Source organism: Micromonospora echinaurantiaca (assembly GCF_900090235.1).
Classification (GTDB): domain Bacteria; phylum Actinomycetota; class Actinomycetes; order Mycobacteriales; family Micromonosporaceae; genus Micromonospora; species Micromonospora echinaurantiaca.
Genome location: NZ_LT607750.1, coordinates 5,342,918 through 5,364,786 on the forward strand (window position 1 = coordinate 5,342,918; position 21,869 = coordinate 5,364,786).

The 21,869-nt window shown below is 74.6% G+C and carries 23 protein-coding genes; 9 read left to right on the plus strand and 14 right to left on the minus strand.

The window, feature by feature from the left end; translation table 11 throughout:
* Positions 1-10: 10 nt before the first annotated feature.
* Positions 11-700 (minus strand): MtrAB system response regulator MtrA, encoded by a 690-nt coding sequence (mtrA, locus tag GA0070609_RS24015; RefSeq protein WP_088995875.1) that lies wholly within the window; start codon positions 698-700, stop codon positions 11-13.
* A 201-nt stretch (positions 701-901) separates the two neighbouring features.
* On the opposite strand from mtrA, the gene GA0070609_RS24020 reads away from it, so the two are divergent.
* Genes GA0070609_RS24020 through GA0070609_RS24040 form a run of 5 tightly spaced genes read left to right on the plus strand, consistent with a single transcriptional unit; the run spans position 902 to position 6,075 of the window.
* Positions 902-1,744 carry a hypothetical protein gene (locus GA0070609_RS24020; protein WP_088995876.1) on the plus strand — a complete coding sequence of 281 codons (843 nt, stop codon included), beginning with the start codon at positions 902-904 and terminating at the stop codon, positions 1,742-1,744.
* A complete protein-coding gene (locus GA0070609_RS24025; RefSeq protein ID WP_088995877.1) occupies positions 1,741-2,322 on the plus strand; it encodes a DUF4129 domain-containing protein in 582 nt (193 codons plus the stop codon). Before GA0070609_RS24020 ends, GA0070609_RS24025 begins: the two co-directional genes overlap by 4 nt.
* A complete protein-coding gene (locus GA0070609_RS24030) occupies positions 2,319-3,779 on the plus strand; it encodes a DUF4350 domain-containing protein (RefSeq protein WP_197700182.1) in 1,461 nt (486 codons plus the stop codon). Before GA0070609_RS24025 ends, GA0070609_RS24030 begins: the two co-directional genes overlap by 4 nt.
* On the plus strand, positions 3,776-4,768 hold the full coding sequence (locus GA0070609_RS24035) for an AAA family ATPase (protein ID WP_088995878.1): 993 nt from the start codon (positions 3,776-3,778) through the stop codon (positions 4,766-4,768). Before GA0070609_RS24030 ends, GA0070609_RS24035 begins: the two co-directional genes overlap by 4 nt.
* Positions 4,765-6,075, plus strand: a complete 1,311-nt coding sequence (locus GA0070609_RS24040; RefSeq protein WP_088995879.1) for a DUF58 domain-containing protein — start codon at positions 4,765-4,767, stop codon at positions 6,073-6,075. The genes GA0070609_RS24035 and GA0070609_RS24040 overlap by 4 nt, the downstream gene beginning before the upstream one ends.
* 42 nt (positions 6,076-6,117) lie before the next feature.
* Here the strand turns inward: GA0070609_RS24040 and GA0070609_RS24045 are convergent, their stop codons facing one another.
* A complete protein-coding gene (locus GA0070609_RS24045; RefSeq protein ID WP_231928404.1) occupies positions 6,118-7,149 on the minus strand; it encodes a stage II sporulation protein M in 1,032 nt (343 codons plus the stop codon).
* 16 nt (positions 7,150-7,165) lie between these two features.
* Here GA0070609_RS24045 and GA0070609_RS34940 point away from each other — a divergent pair, with 16 nt between their 5' ends.
* On the plus strand, positions 7,166-8,206 hold the full coding sequence (locus GA0070609_RS34940; protein WP_269459260.1) for an RDD family protein: 1,041 nt from the start codon (positions 7,166-7,168) through the stop codon (positions 8,204-8,206).
* Between the two features lie 252 nt (positions 8,207-8,458).
* On the opposite strand, the gene GA0070609_RS35275 is transcribed toward GA0070609_RS34940, so the two are convergent.
* Positions 8,459-8,758 carry a helix-turn-helix domain-containing protein gene (locus tag GA0070609_RS35275; RefSeq protein ID WP_408630675.1) on the minus strand — a complete coding sequence of 100 codons (300 nt, stop codon included), beginning with the start codon at positions 8,756-8,758 and terminating at the stop codon, positions 8,459-8,461.
* A gap of 179 nt (positions 8,759-8,937) precedes the next feature.
* Here GA0070609_RS35275 and GA0070609_RS24060 point away from each other — a divergent pair, with 179 nt between their 5' ends.
* The 3 genes from GA0070609_RS24060 to GA0070609_RS33400 are packed head-to-tail and all read left to right on the plus strand — an operon-like array spanning position 8,938 to position 10,405.
* Positions 8,938-9,387: a hypothetical protein gene (locus GA0070609_RS24060; RefSeq protein ID WP_088995882.1), complete on the plus strand. Its 450-nt coding sequence runs from the start codon at positions 8,938-8,940 to the stop codon at positions 9,385-9,387.
* Positions 9,384-10,256 carry a tetratricopeptide repeat protein gene (locus tag GA0070609_RS24065; RefSeq protein WP_088995883.1) on the plus strand — a complete coding sequence of 291 codons (873 nt, stop codon included), beginning with the start codon at positions 9,384-9,386 and terminating at the stop codon, positions 10,254-10,256. The genes GA0070609_RS24060 and GA0070609_RS24065 overlap by 4 nt, the downstream gene beginning before the upstream one ends.
* Entirely contained in the window at positions 10,244-10,405 is a 162-nt protein-coding gene (locus tag GA0070609_RS33400) for a hypothetical protein (protein ID WP_157748288.1), read from the plus strand. Before GA0070609_RS24065 ends, GA0070609_RS33400 begins: the two co-directional genes overlap by 13 nt.
* A 181-nt stretch (positions 10,406-10,586) precedes the next feature.
* On the opposite strand, the gene ahcY is transcribed toward GA0070609_RS33400, so the two are convergent.
* From ahcY to GA0070609_RS24120, 11 genes are all read right to left on the minus strand, one after another.
* A complete protein-coding gene (ahcY, locus tag GA0070609_RS24070) occupies positions 10,587-12,086 on the minus strand; it encodes an adenosylhomocysteinase (RefSeq protein ID WP_088995884.1) in 1,500 nt (499 codons plus the stop codon).
* A 402-nt stretch (positions 12,087-12,488) separates the two neighbouring features.
* The gene (manA, locus tag GA0070609_RS24075) at positions 12,489-13,652 is read right to left on the minus strand and encodes a mannose-6-phosphate isomerase, class I (protein ID WP_088995885.1); all 1,164 of its coding nucleotides are present in this window, start codon (positions 13,650-13,652) and stop codon (positions 12,489-12,491) included.
* A 3-nt stretch (positions 13,653-13,655) separates the two neighbouring features.
* Positions 13,656-14,663, minus strand: a complete 1,008-nt coding sequence (locus GA0070609_RS24080; protein WP_088995886.1) for a cation diffusion facilitator family transporter — start codon at positions 14,661-14,663, stop codon at positions 13,656-13,658.
* 76 nt (positions 14,664-14,739) lie between these two features.
* Positions 14,740-15,936 carry an SIS domain-containing protein gene (locus GA0070609_RS24085; RefSeq protein WP_088995887.1) on the minus strand — a complete coding sequence of 399 codons (1,197 nt, stop codon included), beginning with the start codon at positions 15,934-15,936 and terminating at the stop codon, positions 14,740-14,742.
* Positions 15,933-16,115, minus strand: coding sequence for a Trm112 family protein (locus GA0070609_RS24090; protein ID WP_088995888.1), 183 nt, complete (start codon positions 16,113-16,115; stop codon positions 15,933-15,935). Before GA0070609_RS24090 ends, GA0070609_RS24085 begins: the two co-directional genes overlap by 4 nt.
* A gap of 62 nt (positions 16,116-16,177) precedes the next feature.
* Positions 16,178-17,563: a phosphomannomutase/phosphoglucomutase gene (locus tag GA0070609_RS24095; RefSeq protein ID WP_088997936.1), complete on the minus strand. Its 1,386-nt coding sequence runs from the start codon at positions 17,561-17,563 to the stop codon at positions 16,178-16,180.
* Positions 17,564-17,631: 68 nt separating this feature from the next.
* Entirely contained in the window at positions 17,632-18,879 is a 1,248-nt protein-coding gene (locus GA0070609_RS24100; protein ID WP_408630676.1) for a hypothetical protein, read from the minus strand.
* A 239-nt stretch (positions 18,880-19,118) separates the two neighbouring features.
* Positions 19,119-19,769, minus strand: coding sequence for a deoxyribonuclease V (gene nfi, locus GA0070609_RS24105; RefSeq protein WP_231928917.1), 651 nt, complete (start codon positions 19,767-19,769; stop codon positions 19,119-19,121).
* A 143-nt stretch (positions 19,770-19,912) separates the two neighbouring features.
* On the minus strand, positions 19,913-20,224 hold the full coding sequence (locus GA0070609_RS24110) for a hypothetical protein (RefSeq protein ID WP_157748289.1): 312 nt from the start codon (positions 20,222-20,224) through the stop codon (positions 19,913-19,915).
* Between the two features lie 337 nt (positions 20,225-20,561).
* Positions 20,562-21,233, minus strand: a complete 672-nt coding sequence (locus tag GA0070609_RS24115; protein ID WP_231928405.1) for a tetratricopeptide repeat protein — start codon at positions 21,231-21,233, stop codon at positions 20,562-20,564.
* Positions 21,233-21,835 (minus strand): DinB family protein, encoded by a 603-nt coding sequence (locus GA0070609_RS24120; RefSeq protein ID WP_197700184.1) that lies wholly within the window; start codon positions 21,833-21,835, stop codon positions 21,233-21,235. Before GA0070609_RS24120 ends, GA0070609_RS24115 begins: the two co-directional genes overlap by 1 nt.
* Positions 21,836-21,869: the final 34 nt, after the last annotated feature.

Here is a 21,869-nt window from a genome sequence, read left to right on the forward strand (position 1 = left end):
TAGGACCAGGCTATCCGGTCCCCGCCTTGTAGCCCACGCCGCGAACCGTGAGGATGATTTCCGGCCGCTCGGGATCCGGCTCGATCTTGGCGCGCAGCCGCTGCACGTGCACGTTGACCAGCCGGGTGTCCGCCGCGTGCCGGTAGCCCCAGACCTGCTCCAGCAGCACCTCGCGGGTGAACACCTGGCGCGGCTTGCGGGCCAGCGCGACCAGCAGGTCGAACTCCAGCGGGGTGAGCTTCACCTCCTCGCCGTTGCGGCTCACCGTGTGCGCCGGGACGTCGATGGTGATCTGGTTGCCGGGCGGCCCGATGGTCAGCATCTCCGGGGCGGCGTCCTCGCCACGGCGCAGCCGGGCGCGCATCCGGGCGACCAGTTCCTTGGGCTTGAACGGCTTCACCACGTAGTCGTCGGCGCCGGACTCCAGGCCGAGGACCACGTCGACGGTGTCGCTCTTGGCGGTCAGCATGACGATCGGAACGCCCGATTCGGCGCGGATCGACCGTGCGACGTCAATACCACTCATACCGGGCAACATCAGGTCGAGCAGCACGATGTCGGGCCGATTGTCGCGGAAGGCGGCCAAGGCCCGCTCCCCGTCGGCCACGAACGAGGGCAGGAAACCCTCGCTGCGCAGGACGATGCCGAGCATCTCGGCGAGCGCTGGGTCGTCGTCGACCACCAGTACCCGGGCTCTCATGGGATTAATATTCCATCCCCGTTCAGTTCGGTGGGATCCACGTCACCCGGCACGGTACTGCCGCGGGACGCCGTCGCCCAGCAACCGGCCCCCGGACGACACCGCCCGGCGTGCGGGTCCACCTCGGCGGACCGCGCGTGACACCATGATCCCCGCGTGCGCCCTCACGCGCCACCACCGTTCGTCCCGTCAGGAGTACGCGTGCCCGACGCCGGCCCGACCGCCGTGCTCCCGCGTCGTCCGCTCACCGTCGGTGAGCTGCTCGACTCGGCGGTCCTGCTGCTGCGCGACCACGCCCGGGTGCTGGTCCCGTTCGCCGCGCTGCTGGCCGCCGGCGAACAGCTGCTGCTCCTGCCGGTACGCCTGGCCGCCGGCACCGACCAGCCCGTCTGGTTCGCGGAGTTCGGCCGGTTCGGCTGGTACTGGCTGCTGCTGGTCATCGGCGCGGCGACCGAGGCGATGATCATCATGGTGCTCGGCAATCCCGCCGCGCGGGCCGCCGGGGCGGCGCTGCTCGGCCGCCGGGCCGGCGCCCGGGAACTGCTCCGCCCCGCCGGGGCGCGCTGGGGAGGGACCCTGCTCCTGGTGCCGGTGGTCGGGGCGGTGATGACCACCGCCGCCCTGCTCGGGCCCACCTGGATCATCGGTTTCGCCCTGCTCGGCGCGGTGGCTCCGGCGCTGGTCGTGGACCGGGTCCATCCGCTGCGCGCCCCGCTGCGCTCGGCCACGCTGGCGGTCCGCGCCGGGGGCCGGGCCGGCGCCGTCCGGCTGCTCGGCTACCTCGCCTGGTGGCTGGTCCGGGTCGGCCTCGGGGTGGGCGTCTACTACGGGCTGGACGGGCTCGACCTGCTGCCCGAGACGTGGCAGATCCCGGTCTCGCTGCTCATCTGGGCGGGCGTGAACAGCGTCGCGTATCCGGCCATCGCCTGCCTGGACGCGGTGGTCCACCTGGAGACCCGGATCCGCACCGAGGGGCTGGACATCCTGCTCGCCCGGGCACCGGCCGGCACGCCGGACGCCGCACTGCTGGCGGCCCTGCGATGAGTTTCAGCCGGTGGTGGACCGAGACCACGGCGTCCCTCGGCGACCGCGTACCGCTGCCGCTGGCCGCGCTGCTGCTGGTGCTCGCGGCGGCGACGATCGCTGTCGCCTGGTACACCTACCCGGCCTGGGTGCCCCGCCGGTTGCCCCGGCTGCGCCGACGCAAGGCACGCCGGGAGCGCCCGCGCCCGGCGACCGCCGCCGCGCCGGCCGTGCCGGCCGCCCGGGAGCCGGTCGACGAGCCACCGGCCGCCGTCCACCTGTCCCTGGCCGACCGGCTGGCCGCCGAGGGCCGCTACGCCGAGGCGGTCCGCGAACGGCTGCGCGGGATGCTCCGCGAACTGGTCACCCGCCGGATGGTGCGGGTGCGCTCCGGGATGACCGTCACCGAGGTGATCGCCGCGGCGAGTGAGCACCACCCGCCGGCCGGCCCGCCGCTGCGCGCGGCCGGCGCGATCTTCTCCGAACTCTGGTACGCCGAGCGCCCCGCCACCGCCGAGCACGACCGTCGGATGCGGGAGCACGCCGGCGACCTGCACCGGGCGCTGGCCGAGCCGGCCGAGCGGGAGGACCGGCCGTGACCGCGACCACGACGACCACCGGTGCGCGGACCGGGGCCACGACGAGCGCCACGGGGCGCGGCGGGCGGCGCCGGCGGTGGCACCGGATCGCGATCCCGCTCGGGCTGGCCGCGCTGCTGCTCACCACCACCCTGGTCACCCACGCCGTCGACCAGCCCGATCCGGACGCCGGCTTCCTCTCCCCGGTGGCGACGGGCGAGCACGGGGGCAGCCGGCTCGCCGCCGCGCTGCGGGAGCGCGGGGTCACCGTGCAGCGGGAGACCACCACACCGGCGGCGCTGACGGCCGTCCGGTCCGCGCCGGCCACGCTCTTCGTCCCCGCGCCGGCGCTGCTGCGCCGGGAGACCGTCCGGGCTCTGGACCGGCTGCCGGCCCGGACCCGGCTGGTCCTGGTCGACCCGGCCCGCCCGGTGCTGATCTCCGCCGGGCTGCCGCTGCTGCCCGGCGAGCGCCGCTGGGCGGCGCAGGCGCTCGGCCCGGCGGCCGACGGGCTGCCCTGCCAGCTGCCCGAGCTGAACGGGGTCGGCACGGCGGCCGTCGGCCTGCAGCGCTACACCGCCGGCGGCTACCGCCCGGACCAGGTCCAGTTCTGCTTCGCCGGCACGCTGGCCCGGGTGCCCGGGGCGGTCGAGCAGGTGGCGGTCGGTGCCAGCGACCCGTTCCGCAACGACCGGATCGCCGAGTGGGACAACCTCGCCTTCGCCACCGGCCTGCTCGGGGTGACCGGCCGAGTGGTCTGGCTCGACCTAGCCGAGGCCGAGCCGCCGCCGGCCACCGGCACCGGCCGCCCGTCCCGGGCGCCCGCCACCGAGGGCGACCCGGGCACCGGGACCGGCGACGGCAGCGGCGACGGGGACGGCACGGGCACCGGCGACGGCCGGGGCGGCCCCGGAGAACCCGGCTCGCCCGGCGGGCCGGGCGGGGGCGACCAGTCCGGCTCCGGTGACGGCGACAGCGACGCCGCCGAGCGGGAGGATCCACCGAACCCGCTCTGGGCCGCCTTCCCGCCCTGGTTCTGGGCGTTGCTGGCCCAGCTCGCGCTGGCGGTGCTGTTCCTGGCGCTCTGGCGGGCCCGCCGGCTCGGCCCGCCGACGGCGGAGCCACTGCCGGTGACCGTCCGCTCCGCCGAGACGGTCCTCGGCCGGGCCCGGCTCTACCAGCGCGCCGGCGCGCGCGAGGCGGCCGCCCGGACCCTGCGGGAGGCCGCCCTGACCCGGCTGCTTCCCCGGCTCAACCTGCCGGCGGACGCGGCACCGGACCGGGTCGCCGGCGCCGTCGCCGCCCGCACCGGCGCCGATCCGGCCACGACCGAGGAGCTGCTGTACGGCGGCGCGCCGGAAACCGACCAGGACCTGCTGGAGCTGGCGCGCGCGCTGGACGGGGTGACCCGTACGGTGGCACCGCCGGCCTCCCCCGACGTGCCACTGTCGAACCGAACCGAAGGAGAACCGCGGTGACCCGACCCGCCGGAACCGCCGAGCCCCAGCTCGCCGACCCGGACGACGCCCGAGCCGCCCTGCACCGGCTGCGCGCCGAGGTGGCCAAGGCGGTCGTCGGGCAGGACGCGGTCGTCACCGGCCTGGTGATCGCCCTGCTCTGCCGCGGCCACGTGCTGCTGGAGGGGGTGCCCGGGGTGGCCAAGACGCTGCTCATCCGCACCGTGGCCACCGCCCTGGACCTGACCTCGAAGCGGGTGCAGTTCACCCCCGACCTGATGCCCGGCGACGTCACCGGGTCGCTGATCTTCGACCCGCACACCGCCGCGTTCACCTTCCGGGAGGGGCCGGTCTTCACCAACCTGCTGCTCGCCGACGAGATCAACCGGACGCCGCCGAAGACCCAGTCGGCGCTGCTGGAGGTGATGGAGGAGCGGCAGGTCTCGGTGGAGGGCGACCGGCGGCCACTGCCGGAGCCGTTCATCGTCGCCGCCACCCAGAACCCGATCGAGTACGAGGGCACCTATCCGCTGCCGGAGGCGCAGCTGGACCGGTTCCTGCTCAAGCTCACCGTGCCGCTGCCCAGCCGGGAGGAGGAGCTGGGCGTGCTGCGCGCGCACCACGCCGGCTTCGACCCCCGCGACCTGTCCGCCGCCGGCGTACGACCGGTGGCCGGGGCGGCCGACCTGGCCGCGGCGCGGGCGGCGGTGGGCCGGGTGCACGTGGCCGAGCCGCTGCTCGGTTACCTGGTCGACCTGTGCCGGGCCACCCGGGCCACCCCTGCGCTGGAGCTGGGCGCCTCCCCCCGGGGCGCGACCGCCCTGCTCAGCACCGCCAAGGCGTGGGCCTGGCTGGCCGGGCGGGACCACGTGGTGCCGGACGACGTCAAGGCGGTCGCCCGGCCGACCCTGCGGCACCGGCTGCGGCTGCGGCCGGAGGTCGAACTGGAGGGCGTGAGCGTGGACGCGGTGCTGGACACGGTGCTGGCCACCGTGCCGACTCCGCGATGACCTGGCGGGCGGCGCTCCTGCTGGCGGCCGGTGCGCTGACCCTGCCGGCCTGGCCGTCGCCGCTCGCCGGGGTGCTGGTGATGACCGGTGCGGTGCTGCTCCTGGTCGTACTGGACCGGGCGCTGGCGGTGCCGCCGAGCGCGGTGACCGCCACCCGGGACGGTGACCGCGCGGTCCGGCTCGGCGGCACCGCCACCGTCGTGCTGCACCTGGGCAACACCTCCGGCCGTCCGCTGCGCGCCCAGGTCCGCGACGCCTGGGTGCCGTCGGCCGGCGCCCGCCCGGACGTCCCGCCCACCCGGCCGGTACGGGTGGAACCCGGCCGGTCCGTCGCGCTGCCCAGCCGGCTCACCCCCACCCGTCGCGGTGACCGGCCGGCGGTGGCGCTGACCGTCCGCTCCCTCGGCCCGCTCGGGCTCGGGTTCCGGCAGCGCTCGGAGCGCCCGGCCACGCCGCCGTGGACGCTGCGCGTACTGCCCCGCTTCGACTCCCGCCGGCATCTGCCGGAGAAGCTGTCCCGGCTCCGGGTGATCGACGGCACCCAGGTCACCCGCGGCCGCGGTCAGGGCACCGAGTTCGACACCCTGCGCGAGTACGTGGTCGGCGACGACGTCCGCTCGATCGACTGGCGGGCCAGCGCCCGCCGGGCCGACGTGCTGGTGCGCACCTGGCGGCCGGAGCGGGACCGGCGGCTGGTCTGCGTGCTGGACACCGGCCGCACCTCGGCGATCCGGGTCGGCGACGAACCCCGGCTGGACACCGCGATCGACGCGGCGCTGCTGCTCACCGCCCTCGCCGCACGCGCCGGTGACCGGGTCGACCTGCTCGCCGCCGACACCGCCGTACGGGCCACGGTGACCGGGACCGGCCGGCCGGCCCTGCTGCCCCGGCTGGTGCACGCGCTGGCCCCGCTGCAACCGGCCTTGGTGGAGACGGACTTCGACCTGATCGCCGGCGAGCTGTTGCGGCGGCAGCGGCAGCGCAGCCTGGTGGTGCTCTTCACCGCGCTGGAGGCCGGTGCGCTGAGCGCGGGGCTGCTACCGGTGCTGCCCCGGCTGGCCGCCCGGCACCGGGTGCTGATCGCGGCGACCCACGACCCGGTGCTGACCACGCTCACCACCGCCGTACCGGCCCGGCCCGGGGACGCCTACGCGGCGGCGGCCGGCTGGCGGGCGCTGGCCGAGCGGGACCGGATCCGCACCGCGCTGGGCCGGCACGGCGTCCTGGTCGTCGACGCTCCCGCGGGCCGCCTCGCCCCCACCCTCGCCGACACCTACCTCCGCCTCAAATCCCAAGCCCAACTCTGACCCGCCCCGCCCCCACGGTCGGCCGGCCGGTTGATCATGAAGTTATTGCTCGCCAGCCCGGCGTGTCGCGTTAACAACTTCATGATCAACGGGGGTGGCGGTGGGGGGAGGCGTGGTGGTGGCGCGGGGGCCGAGGATGAGGACGTACGCCAGGAAGGCCAGCCAGATGGCGGCGCCGGCGGCGACGCGGAAGGGAATCGGCACCGGCGCGGGGGTGATGAACGCCTCGATGACGGCGGAGACCGCGAAGAGCCCGACCAGCCCGACGGCGACCAGGATGGCCTGGCGACCCGCCCGGGCCACCGACTGCCCCCGGGTCAGCCCGGCCGGCGGCGAGATCCACGCCCAGCCGGTCCGCAGGCCGACGCCGGCGGCCACGAAGACCCCGGTCAGCTCCAGCAGCCCGTGCGGGGTGATCAGGCCGAAGAAGACGTCACCCCGGCCGTAGGAGACCATCACCCCACCGGTGACGCCGATGTTCAACGCGTTCTCCCACAGCAGGTAGAGCACCGGGATGATCAGCACCCCGGCGGCCAGGCAGCGGGCGGCCACCCAGGCGTTGTGCGTCCACAGCTGGACCGCGAACGTCGGCGCGGAGTACTCGGTGTAGTAGTCGGCGAAGCCGGAGTCGACCAGTTCGGCGGCCGCCTGCTCGCCGATGAACGCCGCCGCGGTGTCCGGGTTGCCCGCCACGAACCAGATCAGGAAGAAGCTGAGCAGGGTGAACCCGGTCGCCACGCCGCACCACCACGGCCAGGCCCGGTAGACCGCGCCGGGGAAGCCGCTCAGCAGGAAGCGGCCCACCACCGCCCACGACGGCCGGGGCCGCCCGGTGAGCCGGGCCCGGGCCCGGAGCACCACCTGGGAGAGCTGGCCGACCAGCGCCGGGTCGGGCGAGCGGCTGCGCAGCACCGAGAGTTGGGTGGCGGCCCGCTGGTAGAGCACGACCAACTCGTCGATCTCGTCGGCGTCCAACCGCCGCCGACCGGTCAGCACCTCGAGCCGACGCCACTCCCCGCCGTGCTCCGCGACGTACGCGTCGAGATCCACCGCCCACCCCCGTTCGCGGATCATAGTGTTCACTGTCGGGGTGAGCGCGCAACCACGACCGCCGGCCCCGGGCTGGGGTGACGCCGGGCTGGTCAGCGGAGAGGCCGTGGCGCTGGACGTGCGGGTCGCCCGGATCGGCTCCCGCGCGCTGGCGCTGCTGCTCGACGTGCTGACCCAGCTGCTGCTCGCGATGGCCCTGGCCATGCTGGTCGGCATCGTGCTCGCGGCGCTGCCGATGCGCGTGGTGGACGCGGCGCTGAGCAACGCGTTCGGCACCGTCGCGCTGGTCGCCGTGCTGGTCGGCTACCCGGTGCTGTTCGAACGGTTCAACCACGGCCGGACGCCCGGCAAGATGGCCGTCGGCCTGCGGGTGGTCAGCGCCGACGGCGCCCCGGTGGGTGTCCGGCAGTCGCTGACCCGCGCGCTGGTCGGCGTCGCGGTGGAGTGGCCCGGCCTGGTGCTGCCACTGCTGAGCTGGGTGGCCGGCGTGACGGTGATGCTGACCGACAAGCACGGCCGGCGGCTGGGTGACCTGGTGGCCGGCACGATGGTGGTGCACACCCGGTCGGCGACCATCTGGCGACCGGTGCCGACCTCGGTGCCGGCGCTGGTCGGCTGGGCGTACACGCTGGACCTGAGCCGGCTGGACGACGGCCTGGCGCTGGCCGCGCGGCAGTACCTGGCCCGGGTGCACCAACTGGCCGAGCCGGCGCGGGACCGGCTGGCCCGCGGCCTGTGGGCCGAGATGGCGGCGGTGATCACCCCGCCCCCGCCGCCCGGCCTGCCGGCGACCGTCTACCTGGCGGCGGTGCTCGGTGAGCGGCACCGCCGGGCGCGGCTGCGGTTGGCCCGGGGACGCGCGGTCACCGCGGCGCTCTGGCCGGAACTGCTGCCCGGCCCGGCCACCCCGCCGGCCGACCCGGCATCCGCCGCGCCCTCGCCGGCCGCCGCGCCGCCGCCGGCCGGCGAGCCCTCGTCGTTCGTCCGGCCGGCGGTGCCCGGCGAGTCGCCGGCGGCCGTGCCGGCGCAGGCCGGCCCGCCCACGCTGCGGCCGGCGACGCTGCCCGACAACCGCCGGTGACCGTCGTCGTTCCGGCGCGCGGCCTCCCCGGCCTCGGCTGACGCGGCGCAGGGTCCGCCCGCACGGACCGGTTGTTTGTGTGTGGCAGTATCCGGCCTGCCGTTTCCTCTCATGTAGCTGAAGTGAGTACATGATTGGATGTCCTACCTTCCGGTGGGACGGTCCCGGTCTTGCCCACCGTGGCGGTGCCGGGTAGACGCTTCACGGCCACCGGCCCCGGGTGCGGGGTCTTACGGTCGGCTCCACGTCCGTTTAGCGTCTCCGAGCCACTCCCGGCGACGGTGGCGCCACATTCCACGCCCGACGCAACGCCGGCAAAGACCAACCGATCGTAGCGGTGAGCTGACCTTCGGGGATGCCGTAGCTGCGTTCGGCAGCTCGCTGATCCATCACTGCCTTGATCCGCTTCAGTCCCCAGTTGTACGCCTTGCGGGCAGCACCCGCATGGCCCACCAACGCCCGCTCCTGGACCGGGGACAGATAGAGGGCGAACCGGTACGACTGGATGACGCTCAGCCGATCCCGGTGCCCCATGCCGGGCACACTAGCCATCCGGTACGACACTCACCCGCTCCAGCCACGCCCCACTGCACCACGTCGCCAGACACCCGATCTACACCCCGCCACGACGCACCACCCACGCTGACACCACTCTCTAAGAGTCACCAACGCATACGTGCACCTAATTGACCGGCAAGAGTCCACAACCCCTATCGCAGACAGGACCACCCGTGGCCGACGACCTGTTCACCCCCACCATCGCCCCGGCGGCGTACGAACCGAAGCGCCCGCCGTGGCGTCCCCAGTCGCTGCTCTTCCCCGCCGTCTTCGGCGGCCCGACCGCGGTCGCCGTGCTCGCCCTGGTCAACGCCGCCCGGTTGGGCCTGCCCCGGCGGGCCGGGCTGGCGGTGGCCGGCGCCGGGCTGGCCGCCCTGGTCGCCCGGACCGGGATCACCCTGGCGGTCTTCTCCGGCTCGGCGGACCGGCCCGTCCGGCTGATCGGTGCGCTGGCCGGCGCCCTGGTCTGGCTGGTCGTCTCGGCCACCCAGAAGGGCCGGTTCCGGGCGTACCAGCTGCGCGGCGGCGACCCGGCGTCGCTCTGGCTACCGGGCATCGCGGCGGTGCTGCTGCTCGGCGGCGCCGAGGCCCTCCTGATCGCCCTGCTGGCCGCCGCCGCATGAGCGCCCCCGACACCGCCTTCGTCCGGGCCGCCCAGCTGCTGGAACTGAATCGGGCCGAGCAGGCCCTGACCGAGCTGAGCCGGCTGCCCGCCGCGCTGGCCAGCAACGTGGCCGCGTTCCGGCTGCGCGCCGCCGCGCTGTCGGAACTGGACCGCTGGACGGAGGTCGCGACGGTCGCCCGGCAGGGCCTCGCCGAGACCGGCCCGGACGCGGAGCTGCTCGGCCGGCTCGGTCTCGCCCTGCGCCACCTCGACGAGTACGCCCCGGCCGAGCGGGCGCTGCTCGACGGGCTGGCGATCGAGCCGCAGAACCCGTGGCTGCTCTGCCAGTACGCCGACCTGTGCAGCGCGGTGGGGCAGACCGACAAGGCTGAGCGGCTGCTCGCCCGGGCCGCCGCGCTGGCCCCGGAGGCGCCGCCGGTGTTCGCCTCCCGCTTCCAGCTGGCGTACGCCCGGGGCGACGACCGGGAGGCCGAGCGGGTGGCCCGGGAGTTCCTCGGCGCCTGGCCCGGCCACCCGGTGGCGCTCGCGCTGCACGGGGCCGCGGCCGCCCAGCGGGGCCGGGTGGACGCGGCGCACCGGTCGTTCGGCCAGGCGGTGGCGCACGACCCGACCGACGCCGACTACGCCGACGCCGCCTGGGAGTCCCGGGTGTACACCCACCCGCTGCTGCTGCCGCTGCGCCCGCTCTACCGGCTCGGCATCCTGCGTACCTGGCTGATCGCGGTGGGCGTGATCGTGCTGCTCAACCTGGCCGGGATGGACCTGCTCGCCGGGCTGTTCGGGCTGGCCTGGCTGCTGTTCTGCGTCTGGTCGTGGGTCGCCCCGGCGCTGGTGCGGCGGCTGGTGCGCGGCCGGTGGCGAGCGTGAGGGCGTTCGGGCCGTGGCTGGCGGTGCTGGCCGTGGTGCTGCTGCTCAGCGCGCTGCGGCTGCGGACGCTCGCCACCGTCGTCTCGCTGGCCTGGCTCGCCTGGTGCGTGTGGACGTGGGTCCGGCCGACCCGCCGCGGCCCCCGCTGACCAGCCGGGCACGGACGGGCACCACGGGGGTCGAGCCGGGTAGGTGCGGGTCGAGCCGGACGCGCACGGCCACCACGGCGTCGAGCCGGGCCTGCGGCATCGGACCGAGCCCAGCGGCCGGCCGGAACGACGAACCGGGCCGGCCGCGGGTGCAGCCGGCCCGGTCGTCAAACGCGTCGGATCAGTAGCGGTAGTGCTCCGGCTTGAACGGGCCCTCCACGGAGACGCCGAGGTAGGCGGCCTGTTCCTTGGTGAGCTGGGTGAGTTTGGCGCCGAGGGCGTCCAGGTGCAGGCGGGCGACCTTCTCGTCGAGGTGCTTGGGCAGCACGTACACGCCGATCGGGTACTCGTCGGTCTTGGTGTACAGCTCGATCTGGGCGATGGTCTGGTTGGCGAACGAGTTCGACATCACGAAGCTCGGGTGACCGGTGGCGTTGCCCAGGTTCAGCAGCCGCCCCTCGGACAGCACGATGATCGCGTGCCCGTCGTCGAACTTCCAGAGGTCGACCTGCGGCTTGATGTTCTCCCGGGTCACGTCCGACCGCTTGGCCAACCCGGCCATGTCGATCTCGTTGTCGAAGTGCCCGATGTTACCCACGATCGCCTGGTGCTTCATCCGCGCCATGTGCTCGTTGGTGATCACGTCATAGCAACCGGTCGCGGTGATGAAGATGTCCGCCTGCTCCACCACGTCATCCAGGGTGGCCACCTGGTAGCCGTCCATCGCCGCCTGCAGAGCGCAGATCGGGTCGACCTCGGTCACCACCACCCGGGCACCCTGACCCCGCAGCGACTCCGCGCAGCCCTTACCCACATCGCCGTAGCCCATCACCACGGCCATCTTCCCGCCGATCAACACATCGGTCGCCCGGTTGATGCCATCGATCAGCGAGTGCCGACACCCGTACTTGTTGTCGAACTTGCTCTTCGTCACCGAATCGTTGACGTTGATCGCCGGGAACAGCAGGGTGCCGGCGCGGTGCATCTCGTAGAGCCGGTGCACACCGGTGGTGGTCTCCTCGGTCACGCCCTTGATGCCCGAGGCGATGCGGGTCCACCGCTGCGCGTCCTCGGCGAGGGAGCGGTGCAGCAGGCCGAGGATGACGGCGAACTCCTCCGAGTCGGCCGACTCCACCGGCGGCACCACACCGGCCTTCTCGTACTCCGCGCCCTTGTGCACCAGCAGCGTGGCGTCACCACCATCGTCGAGGATCATGTTCGGACCCTGACCGTCCGGCCAGGTCAGCACCTGCTCGGTGCACCACCAGTACTCCTCGAGGCTCTCGCCCTTCCACGCGTACACCGGCACACCCGCCGGCGCCTCCGGCGTGCCGTCCGGGCCGACCACGATCGCCGCGGCCGCGTGGTCCTGGGTGGAGAAGATGTTGCACGACGCCCACCGCACCTGCGCACCGAGAGCGACCAGCGTCTCGATCAGCACGGCGGTCTGAATGGTCATGTGCAGCGAACCCGTGATCCGAGCGCCAGCCAACGGCTGCGCCTCGGCGAACTCACGACGAATCGCCATCAGACCCGGCATCTCGTGCTCGGCAAGCCGGATCTCCTTGCGCCCGAACTCGGCGAGCGACAGATCCGCCACCTTGTAGTCGCCCTCGGCGAGGGTGCGCGGCCGGGCCTCGGACGGCGTGCCGCTGGCGGACGCCGGGAGGGTGCTGGTCATGAAAGCTCCTGTCGAACGTTGTCCTGCGCGACCCCCCACCTTACGCGCGTCGGCGGACGGCGCAGGGGGCGGCCGGCAGACAGCGGCCGGGGCGGTCGGAGCGCGCCCGACAGGGACCGGCGGCGGACAGCGCACGGGGCGGTCGGTCATGGACGGACTTTCCGTCCACTCGCCGGCCGCCCCGTGCATCCCCCCGGTTTGGTTCCCCCGCGCGTTCTCGGACCGTCGTCGCGATAACGCTGCGCACCCATAGAGTCACACTGAGCGAGCATCACGTCAAGCTATTTCGGGAAAGTCGGACTTGCCGCCGCCGAGTTTGCCGCGCCGGAACGTCGGCGCAGCGCCGCGAGCCGCCGGGCTAGCCGTGCCGGAACGCCAACGCCTCGACCGCGAGCCGGCCGATCAGCGCTGGCCGGCGGTCGCCACGTACGCGTGCCCCGCGCCGGTGACCACCAGCGGCCCGCCGGCCGCGGATCCGACCGCGGCCCGGCCCGGCCCCAACTTCACCGCGCCCGAGCCGTCGTCCACCACGAGTTCGCCGCCGCAGCAGAGCACCACCCGGGGCCCGGTCAGCGCCAGCGTCACCTCGGGTACCTCCGGGTCCACGGTCACCCGGTGCAGCGCGAAGTCGTCCACCGGGACCGGCCAGCACACCACGCCCGGGGCCACCGCACGCGGCGTGACCACCGGGTCCGCCAGCACCTCGAACCGCAGCACCCGGAGCAGTTCCGGCACGTCCACGTGCTTGGGTGTCAGGCCGCCGCGCAGCACGTTGTCACTGGCCGCCATGATCTCCACGCCGGTGCCGCGCAGGTAGGCGTGCATGTTGCCGGCCGGCATCCAGATCCCCTCGCCCGGCGCCAGCCGCACCCGATTGAGCAGCAGCGCGACCAGCGCGCCGGGGTCGCCCGGGTAGGCGGTGGCCAGGTCCCGGGCCAGCTCCGCGTCCGGCCCGGTCACCCCCGAACCCCGCACGGCCGCCAGCAGCCCGGCACACTCCGCGCGCGGCCAGGTCAGCAGCAGCTCCACCGCGTCGCGCAGGCCCGCCGGGCCGGCCCGCAGCGCGGCCACCACCGGCTCCAGCTCGCGTACGCCGAACGTGGCCAGCGCCGCGGCCGAGACCGCCGGGTCGCGGAAGCCGCAGAGCGCCTCGAACGGCGAGAGCGCGACCAGCAGCTCCGGCTTGTGATAGGGGTCCACGTAGTTGCGGTGCCCGTCGGTGCGGACCGCGTCGGCGGCGTGGCCGGCGCGGGCCTGCTCGGCGTCCGGGTGCGCCTGCAGGCTCAGCGGCGCGTCGGCCGCGAGCACCTTGAGCAGGAACGGCAACCGGGTGCCGAACCGGTCGACCACCGGCGCGCCGAGCCAGTGCCCCGGCTCGGCCCGCAGCAGGTCGGCCAGGCTGACCCGGACGCCCTCGCGGTCGACTGCGGCCGGGGCGCCCGGATGGGCGCCCAGCCACAGCTCGGCCTCGGGGCCGTCGCTGGGCGCCGGGCGCCCCTGGAGTTCGGCGATCGCCGAGCGGGAGCCCCAGGCGTAGTCCTTGATCGGCCCGTACAGCAGTTCCACGGATCAGCTTCCGGGCCGCCCGGCGGCCTCGTCCGGCTCGGCTCCCGGCTGCGCCACCGCGGTGTGCGCCGCCGCGCCGGTGCCCGCCTGCGCGGCCGCGGCGCTGTAGATGTCCGGCTCGAGGTAGATGACCCGGGCGATCGGCACTGCGGCGCGGATCCGGGCCTCGACGACGTTGATGCCGCGGGCCAGTTCCTCGGCGTTGTCGCACGCCGGCACGCCGACCTTCGCCGCGACCATCAGCTCCTCGGGGCCGAGGTAGAGCGTCTTCATGTGGATGATCCGCTCGACCTCCGGGCCGTCGGTGATGGCCTTCTCGATGGCGGCGACGTCGTGCGCCTCGGCGCCCTCACCGAGCAGCAGGCTCTTGGTCTCGATGGCCAGCACGACCGCGATGACGACCAGCAGGATGCCGATCATCGCGGTGCCGATGGCGTCCCATTCGCCGTTGTCGGTGATCAGGGTCATGGTGACGCCGAAGAGCGCGAAGACCAGACCGACCAGCGCACCCAGGTCCTCCAGCAGCACCACCGGCAGCTCCGGGGCCTTGGCCCGGCGGACGAAGTGCACCCAGGACTGGTTGCCCCGGACGTGGTTGGACTCCTTGATGGCGGTACGGAAGGAGAACGACTCCATGATGATCGCGACCACCAGCACGGTGACCGGCACCCACTGCCACTCCTCGATCGGGTGCGGGTCCGACCACTTGTGCCACGCCTCGTAGAGCGCGAAGAGGCCACCGACGCTGAAGAGCACGATGGAGACGATGAACGCGTAGATGTAGCGCTCCCGGCCGTAGCCGAAGGGGTGCTGCGGGGTGGCGGCCCGCTTGGCCCGCCGCCCACCGAGCAGCAGCAGCGCCTGGTTGCCGGAGTCGGCGACCGAGTGGATCGACTCGGCCAGCATCGACGACGACGCGGTCAGCAGGAACGCGATGAACTTGGTGATCGCGATGCCGACGTTGGCCAGCAGGGCGGCGACGATTGCCTTGGTACCGCCGTTGGCGCTCACGCCGCCGCTCCGCTCCGCTGCGCGGCGGCGCGAGGCGCCGCGCTGCTGAGCCGAATGGCTCGCTCACTGCGTTCGCTCACTGGTTTGCCAGCTCCTTCATCTCGGTGATGGCGGGCACCGCCATCGGGTCCAGTCCGTGCGCGAGCGCGAGGTAGATCGACGCGAAGTCCGGCACCGCGATCAGGGACGCGAGCCGCTCCAGCGCCGAGCCGCCCTCGGCGGTCACCACGTCGCAGCGCACCCCCCGCCGCTCGGCGAGGGTCTGCACCGCATCCGCGCGGCGCTCCTCGACGGCGAGCGGTTCGTCGGCGTCGTCCTCGGGGTTGAGGCCGCCGTCGCGCAACAGCACCAACCGCAGCCGGGTGGTCCCGCCGGCGCTCTCGTCGGGGTCGGCGAAGATGTCCCGCTCCCCCTCGACCAGCCCGCCGAAGACGCCGTCGAGCAGGCCGACCCGTCCCCGGCCGGCCTCGCCCAGGGCCCCGCTGACCACCGGGTAGCGGGCGTTCGCGGAGAGCGTGTCGCCGAACCGGCGGGCCGCGACGGTGGCCAGCGGCGACGACCCCCAGACGATCGGGATCGAGCCGGCCAGGCCGAGCGCGAGCGACTTCGCCGGGTTGACGAAGGACTCCGCGGTGGGCCGGCACCGGTCGGCGTCCGCGTCCAGCCGGGCCGCGGTCTCCGCCAGGTCCGCCTCGTTGACCTTGACGAGACCGAGCGTACGGGCGGCCAGCAGGACCGGCACGGTCAGCGCCCAGAGGCTGGCCCGGGCCGGCGCGCGGCGCGGCACCGGAATGAACGGGGCGCGGGCCCGCTCGGCCACCGACTGCAACTCCGAGTCCGGCGCGCCGACCGCGACCAGCCGGGCGCCCCGGCGGTGCGCGGCCTCGGCGGCGCCGAGCGCCTCGGGGCTGCGGCCGGATGCGCTGACCGCGATCACCACGTCGGCGGCGCCCACCCAGCCGGGCACGCCGGCGCTGCGGTGCGGGATGACCGGCACCGGGCAGCGCGGCCCGGCGACCGTGGCCAGCACGTCACCGGTACGACCGGCGGTGCCGATGCCGGCGATCACGACCGCCCGCGGCCGACCCTCGTCGGCGAGCACCTGGAGGTTCGCCTCGGCTGCCAGGGCCGCGGACTCGCGAACCTGCGCCCCGGCGGACGCGGTGTGCCGCAGCATGCCGCCCGGGTCGCGCTCGGCGAGCGCCTCCGGGTCGTCGAGCAGTGCCTCGTCGGCGTCACGCCGGCCGCTGACCCCGGCCGTACCGTCGATCACGGCTGCTCCGCGGGGCCGCGCGCCTCGTCGAGCAGCAGCACCGGCACGTCGTCGCGGACCTCGAAGATCCGGCCGCACTCGGTGCAGGTCAGCGTCTGCGCCTGCGCGTCGTAGTCGAGCGGGGCGTGGTGCGTGTCCGGGCAGGCGAGGATTTCCAGCAACTGCGGGTCCAGGGCCACGGCGCGGCTCCTTCCACGTATGCGGCGTCAGCGGGCGGCGGTGCCGACCGGCGCAGGCGATCTTATCGGCGAACCCGGTCGAGCACCTCGTCACGGAGGGCCATCATCCGCTCCATGGTGGGGGCCTCGACGTTCAGCCGCAGCAGCGGCTCGGTGTTGGAGGCGCGCAGGTTAAACCAGGCGCCGTCCGGGAAGCGCAGGGTGAGCCCGTCCAGCTCGTCGGCCTCCGCCTCCGGGTAGGCGGCCCGCACCTCGGCGACCTTCGCCGCCTGGTCGCGCACCGTGGAGTTGATCTCGCCCGAGGCGACGTACCGCTCGTACTCGCTGGCCAGCACGGAGAGCGGCTGCGACTGCTCGCCGAGCGCGGCGAGCGTGTGCATCGCGGCCAGCATGCCGGTGTCGGCGAACCAGAAGTCCCGGAAGTAGTAGTGCGCCGAGTGCTCCCCGCCGAAGATGGCGTTGGTGCGGGCCATCTCGGCCTTGATGAAGGAGTGGCCGACCCGGGCCACCACCGGCTCACCGCCGTGCTCCCGGATGATCTCCGGCACCGCGTTGGAGGTGATCAGGTTGTGGATCACCGTGGAGCCGGGGTGCTTGGCCAGTTCGCGGGCCGCGACCAGGGCGGTGATCGCCGACGGCGAGACCGGCTCGCCGCGCTCGTCCACCACGAAGCAGCGGTCGGCGTCGCCGTCGAAGGCGAGCCCGATCTCCGCGCCGTGCTCGACCACGGCCCGCTGCAGGTCGACCAGATTGGCCGGGTCCAGCGGGTTGGCCTCGTGGTTGGGGAAGGTGCCGTCGAGTTCGAAGTAGAGCGGCACGATCTCCAGCGGCAGCGCCGGCAGCGCGGCGTCGCCGAGCACCGTCGGCACGGTGTAACCGCCCATCCCGTTGCCGGCGTCGACCACCACCTTCAGCGGCCGGATGCTGGCGAGGTCGACCAACTTGCGCAGGTACGCCGCGTAGTCCGGGAGCAGGTCGCGGCGTTCGGCCGGGGCGGCCGGTTCGCCCGCCGGGGCGGACCCGCCCTCGTCGAGCCGCGCCTGGGCCCGGTCGCGGATCTCGGCCAGCCCACTGTCCTGCCCGATCGGGCGGGCGCCGGAGCGGCACATCTTGATCCCGTTGTACTGCGCCGGGTTGTGGCTGGCGGTGAACATCGCGCCCGGCAGGTTCAGCGAGCCGGAGGCGTAGTAGAGCATGTCGGTGGAGGCCAGCCCCAGCTCGATGACCGTGCGCCCCTCGGCGCGTACGCCGGCGGCGAAGGCGGCGGCCAGGCCGGGCCCGGTAGCGCGCATGTCGTGCGCGATGAGGACCGCCTCGCCCGGCTCCCCGGAGCCGTTGAGCACCTGGGTGAAGGCCGCCCCGAGCGCCTCGGCGACACGCTCGTCCCACTGGTCAGGCACCGTCCCGCGGACGTCGTAAGCCTTCACGATCTGGGACAGATCAGACACCGGTTCCACTCCTCGGCCGCTCGTCATCGACGGCCTGAGCGTATCGGAGGGTCGCCGCGCCGCCCGGCTCAGCCGGGTAGCCGGGGCATGAAGACGGTGTGGTCGCCGCCGCCGTCGCCCTCCGGCGGGTTGCCCGGCTGCCCGGGTGGCGCCGAGGTCGGTGCGGCCGGCGACGCCCCGGGCTGCCGGGGCGCGGGCTGCTCCGGCCAGTCGGCGCGCGGCGGAGCGGGCGGACCGGAGACGGGCGGGGTCGGCGGGCCGGAGACCGGCGGGGTCGGCTGCCAACTGTCTGCCGGCGGGCCGGAGACGGGCGGGGTCGGTGGGCCGGAGACCGGCGGGGTGGGGGCGGCGTGTCGGCCGGGCATCACCTGGGTCGCCTCGGGGGTCGGGCGTCCGCCGTAGACGCCACCGGTGGGACGCGGGGCGGGCGGGCCGCCGTACACCGCGCCGGTGGTCGGCGGCTGCTGGCCGTACACCTGGCCGGGCCGGACCCCGGCGGCGGCCGGGCCCTGCCCGGAGCGGTAGGTGGTGCCGCCCGGGTTGCCGGGCAGCGGGCCCGGCGGCACGGCGTCGATCGGCTCCTTGTCGGCGCGGGAGCGGCGGAACAGCAGCACGATGAGCAGGATCCCGACGGCCACCATGGCGATGCCGAAGAACATCACCACGGAGCCGAGGCCCGAGGACTCCTCGGCCGCGTTCGAGGTGTTCCCGGCCGGGTTGGCGAGCGCCGCCACGGGGGTGACGTCCTCGGCGGCCTCCTCGGTGGGCACGGCGCTCGGCGTGGGCGACGGCTTCTTCGACGGCGTCGGCGAGGCGGAGGCGCGCCCGCCGACCACCCGGGAGGCGTCCGACCCACGGCCCAGCACCTGGCCCATGGCGTTCGTCGCCTCGGCCGTGACCGTGAGCCGTCCGCTCGGCGCGGCGGCGGTGAACGACACCCGGTAGCGCACGGTGATGCTCTTGCCCTTGCACAGCCGCGGGTTCGGCGGCGAGGTGGTCGTGCTCGCCACGCTGCCCCCGCCGCCGCCCAGCGGCACCGGGAACCACTGGCCGTTGTAGCTCACCTGCACCCGAGCCTGGTCGGCGCGGACGCCGGCGAGGCGCAGCCCGAGCGCGGTACGCAGCAGCACGCAGCCGTCGGTGCGCCGGCGCACCTCGACCGCGACGCCCTCGGCGGACCCACCCGCGGTGAAGCTGCCCGCCGAGCGCACCCGGACCTGGTCGTCGGCCAGCGCCGGCGACCCACCGAGCGCCACCAGGCCGCCCAGCAACGCGCCGATCGTCGCCAGCCGCACCGCGTGCCGACGCACCGCCATGATCACCTCGCCGTTCCTCCCCCGAGCGGGGGACCGTCGGTCAGGCTACTACCGGGGGCTGACGGCCCCTGGTCATAGAGCGCCCCAGATGTGTGCCGTATTACCCACCACCTGCGAGACTGACGCACTTGCCGCGGGAGGTGCCGCCGACAGTCCGGCCGATGTCAGTTCGTCGGCGTCGGGCGCTGCCGCTGAAGACGCCACGGCGACGGGGCGGCGAGGGCCTCACGGCAGGAACGTCACGACGACGCAGCGGCGGCCAGCGCGTCGCGGCAGAGCCGGTCGGCGGCTCGGGTGGTCTCCGGCAGCCGGAAGCGCGGGGTGAGAGCCAGCACCTGGGTGGTGGCGTTGTCGAGGCTCATCCGGTGGCCGACGCTGACGAAGACGGGCTTCACCCCGGCCCGGGTCCGCAGCACCCGCCCGACGACCTCGCCGCCGTCGCGCAGCGGCGACCAGGCACCCCGGACGTCCGCCGGCGGCCTCCAGTCGCCGACCAGTGGCGTCTTGCCCACTCCGATCGCCGGCAGGTCGGTCACCACGCCCAGGTGGCAGGCAAGCCCGAACCGGCGCGGGTGGGCCAGCCCGTGCCCGTCGCAGACCAGCAGTTCCGGGCGGGTGGTCAGCCGGTCCAGCGCGTCGAGCAGGGCCGGCAGCTCGCGGAACGCGAACAGCCCCGGCACGTACCGGAACGCGGGCCGGCCGACGCTGACCGCGCTCTCCACCACCACGAGGGTCCGGGCGTCCAGCACCGTGACGGCCGCCGCGAGCCGGTCACCGCTCTCGGCGTACGCGACATCGAGGCCGGCCACCGTCGCGGGCACGGCCGGCCCCGGCCCGACCAGGTCCACCAGCGGCCGCAGCCGATCTTGTACGGCCACCGCCTTCGCCACACTTCCCGGCGCGCTGGCCCCGTCCGGCGGGGTGGGCGGGGTGGGCGGGGTGATCGACTCCGGTTCCCGGATATTGCGGTATCCCGGCTGGTCGGACACCGCCATATCCGGGATCTCGTGTCGATCACCACCCCGACGGCCCGTCATGAGGTCTTGTCCGGCCCCTGCGCGTCGCCGCGAGGGCGGGAGGCGGCGCCGAACGCGAGCGCGAAGGCGATCCCGATCCCGATGCCAAACGCGACACCGCCGGCACCGCCCAGCGCCACCAGGCCGATCACCAACCCGAGCAGCATCCCGACCGGCCAGGCCCAGGCGTTCGACCCGCCCCGCGACGGCTGCCCACTCTGCGTCGACGGTCCGTCCAGCTTCGGCGGCCCGTCTCGCGGCGGCTCGGCCAGCGTCGGCGGCTCGGCCAGCGTCGGCGGCTCGGCCAGCGTCGGCGGCTCGGCCGACATCGGCGTCGGCGTCCCACTCTGCGTCGGCGAGCCGTCCAGCGTCGGCGACCCGTCAGGCCGAGGCGGCTCGGTCGGGTCCGATGGTCCGGCCGGCTTCGGCGGATCCGCCGGGTCGGTGGGTCCGGCCGGCTTCGCCGGGTCCATGGGTCCGGTCGGCTTCGGCGAGTCCGCCGGATCCGGTGCTCCGTCCGATTGCGGCCACTCCGCTGGCTTCGGCCCCTCGTCCTCCTGCGCCATCGCCTGAGCGTATTGCGGTCCGGCCGTCGGAGCTTCGTCGATGCCAACGGCGCCCCTCGCTGGCGGCGGCAACCGGGGCGTCCTGCCCATCCCAGGCCGGTCAGCCGGACAGGGTGGCCCGGGCCTGGTCCACCCAGCGCGCGACGCCGTACGCCTCGCTGCCTGCCGCAAGCTCCGCCGCCTCGTCGAGCAACCGCTCCGCCTCGTCCGAGCGGCCCTGTTCGCCCGCGAGATACGCCAAACCGATCAGGTTCGCCGCGACGCCCGCGGTGAACCCCAGTTCCCGCCGCAGTCGCGTCGACTCGGTCAACAGTTGCCGGGCCGCGTCGAGCCGGCCGGCGCCCTGCTCGATGAAGGCCAGGTGACGCAGCACGTACGACATCGTCAGTTGGTCGCCCGCCCGCGACGCCAGTTCCCGCGCCCGGGCGAAGGCCGGTGCGGCGGCACCCTCGTCCTGGCGGACGACCTGGTGGACCGTGCCGATCCAGAACAACGCCTCGCCCGCGCCGCGGTCGTCCCCCAACTGCTGGAACAGCTCGGCCGCCCGCTCGAAGAGCACCAGCTCGCGCGGATCCTCCACCCGGTCGTCGAGAAAGCGTGCGTGCAGGATGCGGCCCCGGGCCAGGGCGAGATCCGCCTCGATCCCGGTCAGGTGCCGGTCGGCCTCGGCCAGCGCGGCGGCGTCGCCACCGAACACGGCTCGCTCGTAGAGCGCCTGCGCCAGCCCGAGCCGGTCCTCGGCGCTCGCTTGTCGCCGGTCGGCTGTCGTCACTACTGACCGACCCGGCCGTCGATCAGCTCGCGGAGCAGGTCGGCGTGACCGTTGTGCCGGGCGTACTCCTCGATCATGTGCACCAGCAGCTCACGGAGCGAGATTTCCCGGCCGTCCCGCTGGCGGCCCTTGACGCCGAGGTCGGGCGCCTCGGCGACCAGCCGCTCGGCGTACTCCACCTCGGCCCGCCAGTTCCGCCACGCCTCGGCGACCACGTCGGGGTCGGCCGCCGCGCCGTTGAAGTCCAGGTCCCGGTCGGTGTCGGAGCCGTAGATCTTCGGCGCGTCTTCGCCGGCCATCACCCGCCGGAACCAACCCCGCTCCACCTCGGCCAGATGCCGGACCAGGCCGAGCAGCGACAGCGTCGACGGCGGTACGGCCCGCCGGGCCAGCGCCTCGGCGTCCAGGCCGGCGCACTTGAGTTCCAGCGTCAGGCGCTGGTCACGCAGGTACTGCACGAGGATCGTGCGCTCGTCGTCGAAGCCGCCCTCAGAGCGCGGGTCGTCGTCGGGGTGCACGAACATGTTCGACCAGGCGAAGTTCTGGGCGGGCCGGTCGGCAGCGCGGGTTTCGCTGTCCTGAGCGGCGGGCGAGTCAGCCATGCCAGCGACCCTGACCAAGCCAGGGCGCGCCCGC